The sequence below is a fragment of the Gillisia sp. JM1 genome (assembly GCF_000424645.1).
Lineage (GTDB): Bacteria > Bacteroidota > Bacteroidia > Flavobacteriales > Flavobacteriaceae > Gillisia.
This window is the reverse complement of the sequence record NZ_KE384218.1, coordinates 1,345,900-1,362,779: the sequence shown is the minus strand read 5'-3', so window position 1 is coordinate 1,362,779 and position 16,880 is coordinate 1,345,900. Positions and strand designations below refer to the sequence as shown.

The following is a 16,880-nucleotide window of genomic DNA, read 5'->3' as shown; positions in this document are numbered from 1 at the left end:
CTGTTAATTTTCAAATTTTTGACCTATCCGTAGCTTAGAATCGACTTCCAAAACTTCGATAAAAGAATCTTTTGTTTTCACTAAATAACCTCCAGATGTTTTAGAAAGAATTTGCCCTGGCTTTCCTATATATTGAGGTGCATCCTTAAAATATTTAGCTTTATTTATTTTTACTGTTTTTCCGCTTATCACTGCGTTTGCTTGAGGTCCAGGGGTTGATATAGACCTAATAAAATTAAAAATATTTCTCGATGTATCATTCCAATCAATTATTTCATCCCCGTCAACTCTCCTACCACAATACATACCTAAATGATGGATGGTGTTTTGAACCACAGGATTAACTTTATTATCAACAAATAACACTAAGGAATCATACAATATATTAGCACACTCAGTAAATGCTACATTTAATAAGGAAGAATAGCTATCGTTTTCAGATATAGGAAATGTTCTTTGCAATATAATGTCACCTGTATCTATACCTTTATCTACATAATGAACAGTTATACCAAATTCTGATTCATCATTAATTAGAACCCAATTCAATATATTTCTACCTCTATAAAATGGTAATTTACCAGCGTGACAATTAATTATTTTATTTGGGGTCAAATTAATAATTTCCTCTTTAAAAATTTGATTAAAACTCATTGATACCAGAATGTCACAATTGTAAGCATCAATCTTCTCTAGTGAATCCTCCGAATTTACATTCTCACATTTAAAATAATCAATACTAAATTTATCGGCATAAGCTTTTAAAGTATAATCTTTCGTATCTGATCTTGGAACAATAAAAGCAATCTCCAATCTTGGATCTTGGTTAATTTTTTCAAAAGCTAGATGAGACCATGGCCCATCTGCAAAATAACCAATTCTAAATTTCTTCATTATTTAATTTTTCACGGAACTTGGAATGTTCACTATTCTATCTACTAAGAATTTAGCATTTACCTGTTCATCTTTAAAACAATCCTGATACATTGGCAATTTATACATCAATTCCCAGATCGGCCTGGTCATTACCTTTGCCTCATTGGTTTCTTTTAAAAACAAATCTCTGGCATTTCTGTTTTCAAGCTCTACACACATCAACCAGTAATTAGCTTTTGTCTCCGGTAATTCTGTCCTGAATTTAACATCTGCTCCCTTGAAAAATTCTTCATATTTTTTTGCCAACTCCCTCTTTTTTTCAAGAAACCAGTTAAGTTTTTCAAGTTGTGCACAAGCCAGGGCTGCATTAAGATTTGGCATTCTATAATTATATCCCAACTCATCGTGAACATACTCATAGGCATGAGGTTGTTTAGCCGTAGTGGTTAAATATTTCGCTTTAATTCCTAAAGCAGCATTATTTGTAACAATTGCTCCTCCCCCTCCACTGGTCACTATTTTGTTTCCGTTAAAGGAGAAAACCCCTACTTCACCAAAACTTCCGGTTGGTTGACTTTTATATTCACTGCCCAAAGATTCAGCTGCATCTTCAACCACCGGAATTTTCCAAATATTGCATATCCTAATTATTTCATCAATACGAGCCGGGAAACCAAAAGTATGCATTGGTAAACAAGCACTTATTTTATTTCCTGTTTTCTTATTATAGCATCCATATTCTCGGAGGTCACCATGCTCTTCTAAGAAATGTTGAATCGCACCCGGAGATAGTCCCATTGTGTCCAGATCGACATCCAGAAAAACCGGTTTGGCTCCATTATAAGCAATTGCATTGGCTGTAGCTACAAAAGTAAGGGCTTGGGTTAAAACTTCATCTCCATCTTTAACTCCAACCAAACGCAAGGCCACTTGTATTCCGGAAGTCCCGTTAACAACCGCTATCGCTTTTTTGGTTTGGGTAAGCCTCTGCATCATATCCTCAAACCTATTAACATAAGCTCCTACAGAGGAAACAAACGTAGAATCTATAGTATCCAGAAGATATTTTTTTTCGTTCCCAACAAATCGCGGTTCGTGTAGTGGAATAAAATCATCCTTTGAAGAGTAGATGTCTCGAATGAATTTGATAGTATTTGAGTTCTTCTTGTTATCCAAGCTATTCAATTTAATTGTTTATTTGTTGACGGGATTGAGACTACTTTTTCTAAGTGAATTTAATTTATTCGCGATTTTAGATATCTCTATTCTAAATGATTGTTCTTCAGGAATATATCCTAATTCAAAACTTATAATAATTTGACTCAATATTTCCATCAAACTACTAAATGGTAAAAATGAGCCTGATATTTTGGTGACATTCTCTAAGAACCTTCAGCTAAATTTGAAGTTACAGATATGATTACCCTTCTCAACTGACTAACTAGACCATACTTTTCTTCATTAGGAAAATCCTTTGTTTCTTTATATACCTGATGTGTTAATCCTTCGCATCTCGCCACACTTCTAATTTTTCGAAATTAAATTTGTTCATATTAATCAGTTAAACAATTCATCACATAAACATAAATCTTACATCTTAGCATCTAAATATTTACCAGTCTCTTTATGACCGAAATCTGGTATCATTTTATGGAACAAAGCTATGATTTCATTTTTATTCCAACTTCTAGAAGTTCTGAACTCAGCAATCTGTTCTTCAAATAATTGAAGTTGTTCGTTTTCCAATTTCAATTCATTCTTAATAATTCCTAAATTTTGAAACTTTTCAAGGTCCAAAATTTCCTTATCTGTAAAAAATTCTTCAAAATCTTTTTCCCCGGTTGTATCACTTCCTGTAAATAAGCATGGCCATTTTTTTTGATCAGGCAAAGTTTTTACCAGCTCGCGGGCTTCCTCCTCATTTTTGCAAAGATAAGGCTCATAACCCAATTGTTCCAGATATTTAACAGCAATATCCGCAAATGAAATAAGATGTAATTTTTCGCTTAATTTCGGAAAAAAGACATCCCTGTTCTCCCCAAATATACAGGACATTAAACATAATTCCCCGCTTTCCTGCGGAGTTACGAAATAACGTTTCACATCATTAGGAGCTACTATAGGCTGTTTTTTTTGAATTCGTTGGTTAAACCCATGCAATAAAGAGCCGTCAGAAAAAGCAACGTTGGCGAAACGGGCAGTAGATATCTTTATATCCTTACTTCTGCGCATTAAAAACATCTCCATTATCCGTTTGGAAGCTCCCATCATGTTTACGGGATTAGCAGCTTTATCTGTAGAAACACAAAAATATTTTTTGGTACCATTTTCAATGGATTGAAGCAAGGTTTTATCGGTATTAAAAACATTGACGTTGATCATTCTCATTAATGTAAAAGGATCTTTTTCGCTACGAACATGTTTTAAAGCGGAAAGATTTAGAACATAATCATATTTTCCATCGGCTTTTATAAAAGCTTCATATTCAAGAGAACCAATATCCAGTGCGAAAGTTTTAAAATCTCCGTTAATATATCCGAAAGAACTGCGAATATCTCTCACCAATTCAACCATATTGTTTTCGCTGATATCAACAACATGCATTTTAAGTGGTTTTCTTTTAAAAATTTCCTTTGTTACTGCCTGGCCTATAGATCCTGCACCACCCAGAACTAAGAATGAAGATCCGGAAATTATTTCTGAAAGTTTATTTTCATATAGGAGGATATCATCCTCAAATAAGGGTTTATTTCTTCCTATTAAATTTAATATATTCATTTAAAATGTTAATAATGGTTTTTTACTATAAAACAATCAATAAGAGATCACTTCTCTTAAAATTGTCTTTGGTGATTTAATTCATCATCTCAATGGATAATGATTGTCCTCAATTTAAATTAGATATTTTACAAAATAAACTTTGATAATGTTTCATATTTAATTCATAGCTTATTATTGTGAAAAATGTAATTTTTCGATAATGGGCTCAAAAGCCATAATAACTTTTACTGGATATAAAAATTTTCATGTTCTTTTTTCAATAGTGAAATTATATACGAATCGTAATATTTACCCCCCTCATAACAATTTTCCCTAAGCTTTCCATCCGTAACAAAATTGAATTCATTTTTAAAAAAATCAAGTTTGTTAATGTCAAATTCAAATAATTCCATCCAGATTTTATTCAAATTTAAATTTGAAAAGCCGTAATTAATTAATAATTCAGCTGCTTCCTTAGCATAACCTTCTCCATCAATATAGCTCTCATTTTCTCCTATATAAAAAGAAAAATCTCCAGATCTATTTATCCAGTTAATATATAACAAGCCTGCAGCCCCTATTGGCTTATTTGTTTTTAACTCAACTATCGTGAACATAAAGTTAATATGCTTTGTGCTCTGTAAGCTTTCAAACCATTTTTCTTGATCTGTGAGAGATAATTCTCTTACCTCTCTAAAGTTCCTTCTAAAATCAACTATATTTCTCCAATCCCTAAATAACTTGAGGTCTTCCTTTTCTACAGCTCTTAGACCAACAACATCTCCTTTTATCATAACTATTAAATCATGTTTTTTGTTAAATGTTCTCCAGATTCAATGTCTGCTAACAATTGTTTACCAATAAATAAATCCTTTTCATATGGATGTACTCCATTTTCAGAAATTGGTCGTAATGAGATAAAGTCTTCTTCGGATAAAACATGTCCCTTAGTTAAATCCTCACGTACTCTTAAACATCTTCTTTGTACAACTTGTGATTGCTCCTCGTTTGGTTCTACTTTTTTAACCCCATCTCCTAAAGCACTTAAAAGTTCATAGGATCTATCTACCATGTCTCTCCATGATTTTGAATTCATTGCAAAACCATGGTCTGGTCCTTCTTGATTATTATCATCCGTAAAATGTTTTTCTATTACCCTAGCACCTAAAGCAATTGCGCCTAATGTAGTTGCATGACCAGCAGTATGATCTGAAAGGCCTAAAACAGTATTGGGGTATTGTTTGGCATAATGTTTTAAAACATTTAAGTTAGAATATTTAAAATTCTCCGAAGAACCTGTATAATTAGTATTGCACTGCATTAATACTAACTCATCAGTTTTTGCTAAAGAATACTCCATGACTCTTTTTACATCTTCTTCACTTGATGCACCTGTAGCAATTAATACAGGCTTTTTCTTATCTATAATATATCCAATTATTTCTAACCATGATATATCTCCAGAACCTATCTTATAAAAATCTACAAAAGGATTCACCAAATCCACAGATTCAAAATCATAAGGACTCGTGAAATAATCTATTCCTACTTTATCACATGTTTCTTTTAATATTTTTGTCCAATCTTTAGAAATACTTGCATCCTCATACACTTCAAAAACAGATTTATCCCATTTTGATTGATGTGAAAATTTTCCTTTCATTTTGTCAAAACCAGTCTTACTCACTATTTTACTTGCTTGAAAATTTTGAAATTTTGCAGCATCGGCACCAGCTTCTTTTGCTAAGTGAATTAGTTTTATTGCTTTTTCTAAAGATCCATTATGATTTGCTCCAATGTCAGCAATAAAATATAAAGAATTATCATCTATTATCCTATTTCCTAATTTAATACTGTTCATTATAATATTTTTTAATTGTTGAAATCGTTTCTACCAATGATGGCAAGTTTCGATGATATTTATTTTGATAATTCGTACAATCTAATGTTTGATCAGTACATCTTTTTGCTCTGTCTTCGAAAGATTTTATTGATCCCTTTTTTACCTTACTACTATCAATATTTAATGCATCTAATATGGATTTTCCAAACTCGTATTTAGTGCAAATGGATTTTCCAGATATATGTAATATTTCAGAGGAAATATTATTGTTTTTTATTAAAAAGCACAGTTCTTTAGAGAGATCCCAAATAGTTATTGGTGTAAAAAAAACATCCTCAAACAAGCTGATGGATTCCTTATTTTTTGAAGAATTGATAATCCATTCTACAAAACCACTTTTACTTTTATTAATATTTAATCCTACTATTGTAGTTCTTATAATTGTAAATTTTCTATTTGAATTTATTAAAAAAAACTCTCCTAGCTCTTTGGATTTTCCATATATATTTTCTGGAAATACGCAATCAGTTTCTTTTGCAAAATGTAATGCTGATGGAAATACCGCATCTGTAGATATATATATTAATTTAACATTCTCACTTGTAGCATCAATGAATTTCATAACTGAAACACCATTGATATTAAAAGCTATTTCAGGATTATCATTACAGTAATTTCCATTTGTTAAAGCTCCACAAAGTATGATAACATCTGGGGTTGACCACTTAATTAATTCATTGTAATTTTCTGTGGATAAATCAAACTTCTTATAACGGGAAAAAGAATTTTCAAAATTAGAATTACCAGTAGCGTATACTGTAAATTGATCCGATAGCAGATTAACTAAGGTTGCTCCTAACATACCAGATGCACCAGTTACAAGAATTCTCATATATTATTAATTAATTTATATTTTAATTCTGCCAAATTCCAATCTACTAAATTATCAATATCTTGTGATTCAATTTCTGCAAGTTCTATAAAACCAGTGTTTTCAGTCCATAATTTTTTGTTTTTTGAAATTTCATAAGTTTTAAAAAAATAAAATTGTCCTACATCATGATAAGATGTTTCCAGATCTTGTGAACGAGTTTGCATAAATTCTGGTTGGAACATTTTTATTAAATTATTATTATCAACCTTAACAGCCCTTTGAATTGGAAAACCAAAACGAACAATTGGAAAAACACAATCTAAATTGAATGAAACTAATTTCTGAAAACTTTCTTCCAATTTAATTTTAGAAATTAAAGGAGCACATGGATAAATACAACAAGTATATTCAAATTCTTTACCGCTATTCTTGAATTCACTTATAACTTCATCAATTACATCTACGGTAGTTGCATAATCATCCGAATTTTTTTTGCTTCTATAAAAAGGGACACTAGCTCCATATTTCTCAGCTATTACCGCGATTTCATCATCATCGGTAGAAACCATAACTTCATCAAACAAGCCCGAAGACAAAGCCGCTTCAATTGAATAAGCTATAATAGGTTTTCCCAAAAAATGTTTAATATTTTTCCTAGGTATTCTTTTACTTCCTCCTCGTGCAGGTATAATCGCCAGTTTCTTCATTTTCTATACTTCAAAAATTGGATCCACATGCATTTTTATCAACTTTCTAAGGTCATCCACAGATTCCCAATCTTTATTTTCAGCTGAGTTATATTGAAATCCAGGTTCCACTTTTTTAGCATTGAATTTAGAGATGAATTCTTCTAATTTCCATTTATGCGTTGAAGGAAGAATAGTATAGTATTTACCAAGATCATATGTATAATATGAATCGGAAGAAGTAATCATTTCCTCATGTATTTTTTCACCCGGCCGAATACCAACCACTGGTTTCTCACATTCAGGTCCTATTGCTTCGGCAACATCAGTGATTTTATAGGATGGTATTTTAGGAACAAAAATTTCACCACCCCAAGCATTCTCTAACGCATGCATTACCATGTCTACTCCTCCTTGTAGTGAGATGTTAAATCTGGTCATTGTTGGGTCAGTAATTGGCAATATACCTTCCTTTTTCTTTTTCAGGAAAAAAGGAATTACTGAGCCATTCGATCCCATAACATTACCGTATCTTACCACAGAAAATTTTATAGGATTCCAGCCTGTAATATTATTGGCTGCAACAAAAAGCTTATCCGAAGCTAATTTAGTCGCCCCATATAAATTTATAGGAGCAGCGGCTTTATCTGTAGATAAAGCAACTACTCTTGAAACTTCAGTTTCCAAACAAGCATTTATAATATTTTCGGCTCCCATAATATTGGTTTTTACACATTCCATAGGATTGTACTCTGCAATTGGAACATGTTTCATGGCTGCAGCATGTATAACAAAATCTATCCCTTTCAAAGCGCGCTTAACCCTTGCTTCATCCCTTACATCTCCTATAAAAAATCTAATTTGAGGAAATTTATTTGCAGGATAATCCTGAGCCATTTCAAACTGCTTCTGTTCATCACGAGAAAAAATTACCAATTTTTTAATTTCAGGTTGAATTTTTAAAATATGAGAAGTAAGAGCTTTGCCAAGTGAACCAGTTCCTCCAGTTATTAAAACTGATTTGTCTTTTAATAGATTCATATTATATGTTATTAAAGCCTTAATTTTTATAAAAATTAAAAGCGGTTAAATTATGTTTTTAAAATACTTTATTGTTTCGATTAATCCGGCTTCCAACTCAATATTAGGCTTCCAATTTAATTTATTCTGAGCCAAATCTATTACAGGCTGCCTTTGTAATGGGTCGTCTTGAGGTAATTCCTGAAATACAATTTTGCTTTTACTTTCTGTGATTTCAAGAATCAAATTAGCCAATTCTAGCATTGTAAATTCATTTGGATTCCCAATATTTACAGGTCCAGTAAATTCTTTTGGTGAATTCATCATTCTCACCATACCGTCAATTAAATCACTGGCGTAGCAAAAACTTCTGGTTTGGTTTCCATCACCATAAATTGTGATGTCCTCCCCTTTTAGGGCTTGAACTATGAAATTACTTACCACTCTTCCATCTTGAGGATTCATGTTTGGACCATAGGTATTAAAAATCCTAATTACCTTAATTTCCAAATTATGTTGTCTATAATAATCAAAGAACAAGGTTTCAGCACATCTTTTACCCTCGTCATAACATGCACGGGGCCCTATCGTATTTACGTTACCCCAATATGTTTCAGGTTGGGGGTGAATTTGGGGATCTCCATAAACTTCGCTAGTACTTGCCTGAAGGATAGGTATTTTCAACCTCTTCGCTAAACCTAACATGTTTATGGCACCAACTACACTGGTTTTAGTAGTTTGAACTGGATCAAATTGATAATGGATTGGGCTCGCAGGGCAAGCAAGATTATAAATTTGATCTACCTCTACAAATAACGGGTGTGTGATGTCATGCCGCAGGAGTTCAAAATTTTTATGATCTAACAACTCATATATATTCTTTCTTGATCCAGTATAAAAATTATCTACACATAATATTTCATTGCCTTCTTCCAAAAGCCGTTTTGATAAATGACTCCCCAAAAATCCTGCACCTCCAGTTATTAAAATTCTTTTCATATTTATTATTTACCTATTGCGTAAAAGTCGAAACCAATTCTTTCTATTGCTTTTCTGTTTAATAATCTTCTTCCATCAAATAAAAATGCTGGTTTGAGCATGTTCCGATAAATTTCTTCCCAGTTTAATTCATTAAATTCATCCCACTCTGTTAAAACAGCGATAGCATGAGCATCTCTGCAAGCTTCTTCAGCTGAATCCACCGCTTTTACTAGAAATCTATTCTCCGCCTCCGTTCTTGTTCCTAAATAATCAAGATCTGCATAAATTTGTTCTGCAGTAACCTTAGGGTCATAGACCACGATTTCTGCTTGTTCATTTAATAGATAATCTGAAACATATATAGCTGCAGATTCTCTGGTATCATTAGTGTCCTTCTTGAAAGCCCAACCTAAGATGGCAATCTTTTTACCAGAAACAGTATTATAAAGTGTTTTAACAATATTAGCGGCAAACCTTTTTTTCTGGTGATCATTTAATATAATAACTTGTTCCCAGTAATCTGCCACTTCGTTCAAACCGAATGATTTGGCGATATAAACTAAATTTAAAATGTCTTTTTGAAAACAAGAGCCGCCAAATCCTACTGAAGATTGTAGGAATTTTGAACCAATCCTAGTATCCATCCCCACTGCTTTTGCAACTTCATTAACATCTGCTCCAGTTTTTTCACACAATTCACTCATCGCATTAATACTAGATACTCTCTGAGCTAAAAAGGCATTAGCTGTTAGTTTCGAAAGTTCTGAAGACCACACATTGGTAGTTAAAATATGATCTCTAGAAACCCAATTGGAATATACATCAACAAGAGCATTAACTGCCTCCTTGCCCTTTTGTGTATCAATATCTCCACCTATAAGTACTCTATCTGGTGATAATAAATCTTCTACTGCAGTTCCTTCTGCTAAAAATTCTGGATTAGAAAGTATCTGAAAATTCACTCCATTTCCTGTGTTTTCTAGGATATCCTTAAGCGCTTGTGCTGTTCGAACAGGTAAAGTAGATTTTTCTACCACGATCTTATCTGTTTTGGCGACTTTCGCTATCTGTCTAGCACAAAGTTCTATATATTTTAAGTCTGCTGCCATACCCTTACCCATTCCATAGGTTTTAGTGGGAGTATTCACCGAAATAAATATCATTTCAGCTTTATCTATGGCTTCATCTACTTCCGTAGAAAAGAACAAATTCCTTCCGCGGGCTTCTTTAACTATATCAGACAATCCCGGCTCGTAAATAGGAATATTCTCCACATCCTCATCATTCCAAGCAGCAATTCTTTTTTCATTGATATCTACAACAGTCACATTAATATGCGGACATTTTTGCGCAATTATAGCCATTGTTGGACCTCCTACGTAGCCGGCGCCGATGCAGCAGATGTTTTTGATTTGTTTCATGTATATATTATATTTTTTCTATCAAGCAATGATTTAAGTGAAACACTGTCCCTGCTTGTTATTTGTGACAGAGTAACGGAGTAACCATGTGACGGAGTAAACATGTAATGCAGTGACCATGTGATGGAGTAACGTAGTTTTTATTCAACATAGTTGCTCATTATAGTTCACTCCTTAACAACATTACTTCATCACTTCGTTACATCTTCTCATCACAGCGTCATTTCATAACAACATTACTTCGTCACTTCTTCTCATCACAGCGTCACTTCGTCACAACATTACTTCGTTACTCTTTCAAACTTTATATTATTTTCAACAACATTCTGCGAATATAAATTGATTGTTCTTCTAATTCTTTATTTTCCGAAATAAATTTCAACCGACCTGCGATTTCCAATTGCGTTTCTACTTCTGCCAGCGAACCTAATGAAATATATAGAAATCTAATAAATTCCTTTTTACTATTTCTAGCAGCTCCTTCGGCAATGTTTGACGGAATAGAAACCACCGCCCTTCTAAGCTGACTTGTTAAACCAAATCTTTCCTCACCAGGGAAGCTTTTCGTTAAATTATAAACTGCGACAACTAGATCAATACTTGTTTTATAAACAGTTAAGTCTTTGTGTGATTTCATTTTTTTGTTATTTGTGACGCAGTGAAGGAGTGACGCAGTTTTATTTAAACTTAGTCTCATAACAGCATCACTTCGTTTCAACATTACTTCTTCACTTCGTTACTTCATCACTTCATCACCTCTTCACAGCTTAACTTTTTCACAACTTCACTTCATCACAACATTACTTCGTTACATCATCACTTTAAACATGTAATGCAGTGACCATGTGACGCAGTGACCGAGTTTTGTGCATAATTCTTCAACATAATTTCACTTCATTACAGCGTCACGACATTACTTCATCACCTCTTCACAACTTTACTTCATTACAACTTCACTTCGTCACTTTTTACTCATTCACCCGCTATTTGCATTAATTGATGTTGCCAACTGGTTATTACCCGAATCTTTCTATTTTAGTTGGTTTTAGTCGCGTACCGAAAACATCTGCAATTTTAATAAATCCATTTTCTTCATCCACCGAATAGATGATTTTGTAATGTTTGAAAACTAAATATCTATATGTGATTTTTCTTTCGTTGAGGAGTTCTTCCTTTGGTCCAATAAATGGATCTTTTTCTAATCTAGTAGGTTCATTAATTAAACTTTGAACCATTTCTTTTGCAACTTTATTACTAGCATTTTTTTTATAATATTCGAAAATATCGTCAAGTTGTTTCTCAGCAAAATCTGACCAAATTATTTCTAAATTCATTATTTGTATTTAGATAATAATTCTGGAGTCTTTTTAAATCGATTTTTCTTAAAGTCAGATTCAGATTGGTCAATTCGTTTATTCAATTCTTTTTTTGTCATTGGTTTAAATTCTTCTCCAACAACATTTTTTTTCTCTTTTTTAAGTAACTTTTCAAGTCGAGAAATAGCTTCCTCACTTTGAAGTTTTAAAAAATCTTGGACAAACTCTATTTTTCTTGACTGTAAATCCATTTCGACTAGCTTTTTATCAAAAATACGAATTCTAATTCAATCCTTAAATTTTCTTATGGAGTTCCGATCAGCTTGTTGCCAACATGTAATGTAGTTACGGAGTGACCATGTGACGGAGTAACGTAGTTTTATTTTTACATGTTACGAGTTTACCATTTTACGGAAAAAAATAGTTTCTTTTTGACTTCATCACTTCGTCACAACATTACTATATCACAGCGTCACTACTTCACTCCGTTACAACATTACTTCGTTACTTCATCACTTCGTCACAACATTACTATTTCACAGCGTCACTTCGTTACAACGTTACAGCTTCACTTCATCACAATTTTTTATCACATTTATCTCCTAGAACTCCTTTTACATCATAAACTACAGCATTATCAGACTTAAGATCATTAAAATCTAACTTTAAAAACTCTTTATGAGCCACCGCAAGTACAATTGAATCAAACTTTTTATTCGGTAAGGTTTTAGATGTTATCAACCCATATTCATGCTTAACCTCATTTGGATTTGCCAACGGATCATATATGATAATATTTACTCCATATTCTTTTAAATTTTTAATAACATCCACAACTTTAGTATTCCTAACATCTGGACAATTTTCTTTAAAAGTAATTCCGAGCACTAATACTTCAGCCCCCTTTACTTTAATATCATGCTGCAGCATCAATTTAACAACCTCAGAAGCCACATATTGCCCCATAGAATCATTCATCCGTCTTCCTGCAAGAATAATTTCAGGATGATAACCTACCTCTTGTGCCTTCTGTGCCAAATAATATGGATCCACTCCGATACAATGTCCACCAACCAATCCTGGTTTAAAGGGCAAAAAGTTCCATTTAGTACCGGCAGCTTCCAAAACATCGTTGGTATCTATATCTAACATGTTAAAGATCTTTGCTAGCTCATTTACAAACGCAATGTTGATATCTCTTTGAGAATTCTCTATAACTTTTGCGGCTTCCGCCACTTTGATTGTTGGAGCTAAATGGGTTCCAGCTGTAATGACAGATTTATAAAGATCATTCACTTTTTGTCCAATTTCTGCAGTTGACCCAGCAGTGACTTTTAAGATTTTATCTACGGTATGCTCTTTATCTCCTGGATTTATTCGCTCTGGAGAATAGCCTGCAAAAAAGTCCACATTATATTTTAATCCACTAAATTTTTCAAGCACAGGGATACATTCATCTTCAGTTGCACCTGGGAAAACTGTAGATTCATAAATTACAATATCTCCTTTTTTAAGTACCTTTGCTACCGTTTCACTACTCTTATATAAGGGGGTAAGATCTGGTCTATTATTTTTATCTACCGGTGTTGGTACTGTAATAATATAATAATTACAATCTTTTATGTCATCTAAATTAGTAGAGCAATAAAGCCCTATTTTATCTGATGGCTTATCTACTAGAGATGCTTCTAATATATTCTGTTCTACTTCCAAAGTAGAGTCAACTCCAGTCATGAGTTCCTTTACTCTAGCTTGATTAATGTCGAAACCAATTACAGGAAACTTTGTTGCAAATAATCTGGCAAGTGGCAATCCAACATAGCCTAAACCAATTATAGCAATTTTAATATTGTTCATTTCTTAATTTGTTAAATTTATTAGTTAAGGAGTAACCATGTGATGGAGTAACGTAGTCTCTTTTTAACTTTATTAATTCATCACTTCGTCACTGTATTACATTTTTACTTCGTTTTTTATCATAGCATCACTTCTTCACAGCGTCACTTCTTCACAGCATCACAGCACCACTTCTTCACTTCAAATTCCTCCAGTACCAATCCACCGCCTCTTTCAAGCCGCCTTCAATTTTAAACTGAGGGTCATATCCCAGCAATGTTTTAGCTTTATCTACGGAAGCTAAGGAATGCGGAATATCACCTGCCCTATTTGGGCCGTGTTTGATTTCAATTTTCGCTATTTCAGGATCGTATTTGGATAAATATTCTTTTAGCAAACCTGTAAGTTCCAATAAATTTGTTCGGTCACCCACTGCGGTATTGTACACCTGATTTACGGCTTCTTTATTTTCAGAAGTAAGCGCCAGAAGATTCATTTGAATTACGTTATCTATATAAGTAAAATCGCGGGAATACGTTCCGTCTCCATTAATCAAAGGTGATTCGTGGTTCATCAACTGAATAACGAATTTAGGAATAACCGCAGCGTACGCTCCATTAGGGTCTTGTTTTCTACCAAAAACATTGAAATATCTCAGTCCGATAGTATCCAGATCATAGGCAGATTTAAAAATATCAGCGTATAGCTCATTTACATATTTTGTTATTGCATAAGGAGAAAGTGGTTTCCCTATCACATCTTCCACCTTTGGCAGATTTTCTGAATCTCCATAAGTAGATGAGCTGGCCGCATATACAAAGCGTTTTACCTTAGCATCTCGTGCTGCTACCAACATATTTAAAAATCCTGATACATTCACCTCATTGGTGGTAATTGGATCATTTAATGAACGGGGAACCGAACCTAGTGCGGCTTCATGAAAAATATAATCAACTCCTTGAGCTGCTTTATGGCAGGTTTCAAGATTTCGAATATCTCCTTCTATTAAGGTGAAATTGGGATGTTCTATAATTGCAGAAAGATTTTCTCTTTTTCCGGTGGCGAAGTTATCCAGGCAAACCACACTCGCATCGAGTTCTATAAGCCTCTCACAAAGATTAGAACCTATAAAGCCGGCGCCACCTGTAACCAATATTTTTTTAGAACTTAATCTCGAAAATTGTTCTTTATGCATAAATCTTTTTTGAATCAATCGGCAAAGTTAAGCTTTCTATTTTAAGTCTGAAATTAGTAATCTTAAAGAATTGTGAAAAAATCCAAATAAATTCAGCTATAACAAAATGTAGTTTACATGTACTTTTTAAATTATTTCAACCTTAAAATCAAACCCATTTCATTTTTATATACTAATTCATATAAATTATTGGAACTCATATTATTTGCCCTATAATAAAGGTCATCATTAAAATTTCCTTTTTTCTCTATTAAAATAAAAGATACATTTTCAGCTCGTAAACTATTATGAATACTTTTGCTATTTATATCAAAGTGTTTAACTAAATTAATTCTCTCTCCGAAATCTTCAAAATTTTCCACGCCCCCGAATCTATATCCTCCCAGGAAAAATATTCTTTTAGATATGGCTGCTGGATAAAAATTATCTGCAGTGTTTTCAGGAGAACCTATAACACTGGTTGTAAATATCACTTCATTTTTATCAGTATTATAATTTAACCACTCAAAAAGCTTCATCCGATTATAATTAATAGGATAATAATGATTTTCACTTTTTAACTTATTGCTTATGGTAAGTCCAAAGTGTGCTATTGGGTAAAAGGAAAGAATTATTAAGGATATTGCAAGAAAAATTAAATATTTTCTTTTGCTTGTATTCCATAGAAGGCTAAGGGATAAGTGACTAGATATAATTATTGATGGGAATAAAAAATAGAGCTGATCATGTTTAAATAAAAGACTTAAAATAAAGCCTGTTAAAAGAATCGCTCCACTAAACCAAGTATTAAAATTTTTCAATTCAAAGAATAACAGAAATCTATATGAAGCCGTAGTAATAAAAAAAATGATTAATAGAACCAAGGGTTCCGTCAAACGAAAATATGCGACAATAGGCACAATTTCGATAATATCAAGATTAAATTCAATCATGGATCCATCGGATTTATTACCGGAAAAAAACATATAATAAATTAATATTCCGAAAAATATATATAAAACTCCCAGAATGCTCCAATACTTCAAAAAGCTTTTATTAAAAAACAAAACATAAAAGATGCATAATGAAAGTATCCCGGCAATCATTAAAGGCAAGGAGGAAACTTTAGTAATACATGCAACAAAAAACAATAAAAGCAAAATCGCCATATTTCTTTTTGAGTAGTTTTCAAAATGAACCACCTCCATTACTACAAAATAAAAAATAAGCAATAAAAATAATTGCCACTGAAATGAAGAGCTAAAGAAAAAACCAAAAACAAAACTCGCATTTAAAGAGCCTCCAAAGAAAAAACTACAGAAAAATGCGATAAAACTTAAAGTAAAAACTGAGATAGGAAAGATTTTGTTTTCAATACGAGTATGCCGAAGCAAAAAATTAGACACTGCTATTGAAAGAATCGAATATAAAAGTATTCCAATAATATTTAGAAAAAAGAAATAACTTAAAAATGGATTAGCACCTGTTATGTAACTAATTTTTGCTGTTAAAAAATGGGTGAACAAATGATAATTGAGAACTTGATCATAAAATTGAGGATCCCGAACAGGATAACCAAAATTAATTATAGAATTTACAATTCCCCCATGGTAAATAATATCGTGATAAATTACACCCTCAAAATTTAAAACTGAAATAAATTGATTCCAAGACCCAGCTAAAAATGTGAATGTGATACAAATAAATAAGAAAAGACATGGCACAAGTAAATATTTGAAATTCCTGAAATTTACTTGGAGGGAATCTTTATAAAAGATTTTTCTGAAAAAAATTACGAAAATTAATAAAATGTTAGGAATAAATGAAAATAAAAAAAAAATTAAACCCAGAATTCCAAATAATACAAAACAGATGAAAGAAGCTGCTTCAATGATCAAAAACCCTAGTAAAATATTTATAATTTCACTTTCGAATTTTATTTTCAAAAACTTAATTAAGTATCTTCCGCAGTATAATGTAAGACATAAATAGGCAATCCCTATAAAGATTAATTTAAATAGCTCCATGTTTTATTGATAAAATTGCTAAAAAAAATTGATTTTATATGTTAATTTTTTTATGAAATCCATTGA

General features: G+C 32.4%; 17 protein-coding genes. All 17 read right to left on the bottom strand.

All coding sequences use genetic code 11. The features are described 5' to 3' along the window. Positions 1–3 precede the first annotated feature (3 nt). Complete coding sequence (locus H033_RS0109365) at positions 4–894, bottom strand: methionyl-tRNA formyltransferase (protein ID WP_026838090.1); 891 nt, start codon at positions 892–894, stop codon at positions 4–6. A 3-nt stretch (positions 895–897) separates the two neighbouring features. After that, positions 898–2,061: a LegC family aminotransferase gene (locus H033_RS0109360; protein WP_026838089.1), complete on the bottom strand. Its 1,164-nt coding sequence runs from the start codon at positions 2,059–2,061 to the stop codon at positions 898–900. Positions 2,062–2,258: 197 nt separating this feature from the next. Then, positions 2,259–2,396 carry a four helix bundle protein gene (locus H033_RS22055; RefSeq protein WP_231367584.1) on the bottom strand — a complete coding sequence of 46 codons (138 nt, stop codon included), beginning with the start codon at positions 2,394–2,396 and terminating at the stop codon, positions 2,259–2,261. A 70-nt stretch (positions 2,397–2,466) separates the two neighbouring features. Continuing rightward, positions 2,467–3,654: a UDP-N-acetylglucosamine 4,6-dehydratase gene (locus tag H033_RS0109355; RefSeq protein WP_026838088.1), complete on the bottom strand. Its 1,188-nt coding sequence runs from the start codon at positions 3,652–3,654 to the stop codon at positions 2,467–2,469. Between the two features lie 227 nt (positions 3,655–3,881). Further along, positions 3,882–4,430: a GNAT family N-acetyltransferase gene (locus H033_RS0109350; RefSeq protein WP_026838087.1), complete on the bottom strand. Its 549-nt coding sequence runs from the start codon at positions 4,428–4,430 to the stop codon at positions 3,882–3,884. A gap of 5 nt (positions 4,431–4,435) precedes the next feature. Then, complete coding sequence (locus H033_RS0109345; protein WP_026838086.1) at positions 4,436–5,497, bottom strand: N-acetylneuraminate synthase family protein; 1,062 nt, start codon at positions 5,495–5,497, stop codon at positions 4,436–4,438. Further along, positions 5,484–6,371: a dTDP-4-dehydrorhamnose reductase family protein gene (locus tag H033_RS0109340; RefSeq protein WP_026838085.1), complete on the bottom strand. Its 888-nt coding sequence runs from the start codon at positions 6,369–6,371 to the stop codon at positions 5,484–5,486. Before H033_RS0109340 ends, H033_RS0109345 begins: the two co-directional genes overlap by 14 nt. Next, positions 6,368–7,060 (bottom strand): pseudaminic acid cytidylyltransferase, encoded by a 693-nt coding sequence (gene pseF / locus H033_RS0109335; protein WP_026838084.1) that lies wholly within the window; start codon positions 7,058–7,060, stop codon positions 6,368–6,370. Before pseF ends, H033_RS0109340 begins: the two co-directional genes overlap by 4 nt. 3 nt (positions 7,061–7,063) lie before the next feature. Next, a complete protein-coding gene (gene pseB, locus H033_RS0109330) occupies positions 7,064–8,080 on the bottom strand; it encodes a UDP-N-acetylglucosamine 4,6-dehydratase (inverting) (protein WP_026838083.1) in 1,017 nt (338 codons plus the stop codon). 45 nt (positions 8,081–8,125) lie between these two features. Further along, positions 8,126–9,058 carry a UDP-glucuronic acid decarboxylase family protein gene (locus H033_RS0109325; RefSeq protein WP_026838082.1) on the bottom strand — a complete coding sequence of 311 codons (933 nt, stop codon included), beginning with the start codon at positions 9,056–9,058 and terminating at the stop codon, positions 8,126–8,128. 5 nt (positions 9,059–9,063) lie between these two features. Next, positions 9,064–10,461, bottom strand: a complete 1,398-nt coding sequence (locus tag H033_RS0109320; protein ID WP_026838081.1) for a nucleotide sugar dehydrogenase — start codon at positions 10,459–10,461, stop codon at positions 9,064–9,066. A 304-nt stretch (positions 10,462–10,765) separates the two neighbouring features. After that, entirely contained in the window at positions 10,766–11,098 is a 333-nt protein-coding gene (locus H033_RS0109315) for a four helix bundle protein (RefSeq protein ID WP_026838080.1), read from the bottom strand. Positions 11,099–11,477: 379 nt separating this feature from the next. Next, the gene (locus H033_RS0109310) at positions 11,478–11,795 is read right to left on the bottom strand and encodes a type II toxin-antitoxin system RelE/ParE family toxin (protein ID WP_026838079.1); all 318 of its coding nucleotides are present in this window, start codon (positions 11,793–11,795) and stop codon (positions 11,478–11,480) included. Continuing rightward, on the bottom strand, positions 11,795–12,028 hold the full coding sequence (locus tag H033_RS0109305) for a hypothetical protein (protein WP_026838078.1): 234 nt from the start codon (positions 12,026–12,028) through the stop codon (positions 11,795–11,797). The genes H033_RS0109310 and H033_RS0109305 overlap by 1 nt, the downstream gene beginning before the upstream one ends. 325 nt (positions 12,029–12,353) lie before the next feature. Continuing rightward, a complete protein-coding gene (locus H033_RS0109300; protein WP_026838077.1) occupies positions 12,354–13,634 on the bottom strand; it encodes a nucleotide sugar dehydrogenase in 1,281 nt (426 codons plus the stop codon). 175 nt (positions 13,635–13,809) lie between these two features. Then, on the bottom strand, positions 13,810–14,808 hold the full coding sequence (locus H033_RS0109295) for an SDR family oxidoreductase (protein ID WP_026838076.1): 999 nt from the start codon (positions 14,806–14,808) through the stop codon (positions 13,810–13,812). A 131-nt stretch (positions 14,809–14,939) separates the two neighbouring features. Beyond that, a complete protein-coding gene (locus H033_RS0109290) occupies positions 14,940–16,814 on the bottom strand; it encodes a hypothetical protein (RefSeq protein ID WP_026838075.1) in 1,875 nt (624 codons plus the stop codon). Positions 16,815–16,880 lie beyond the last annotated feature (66 nt).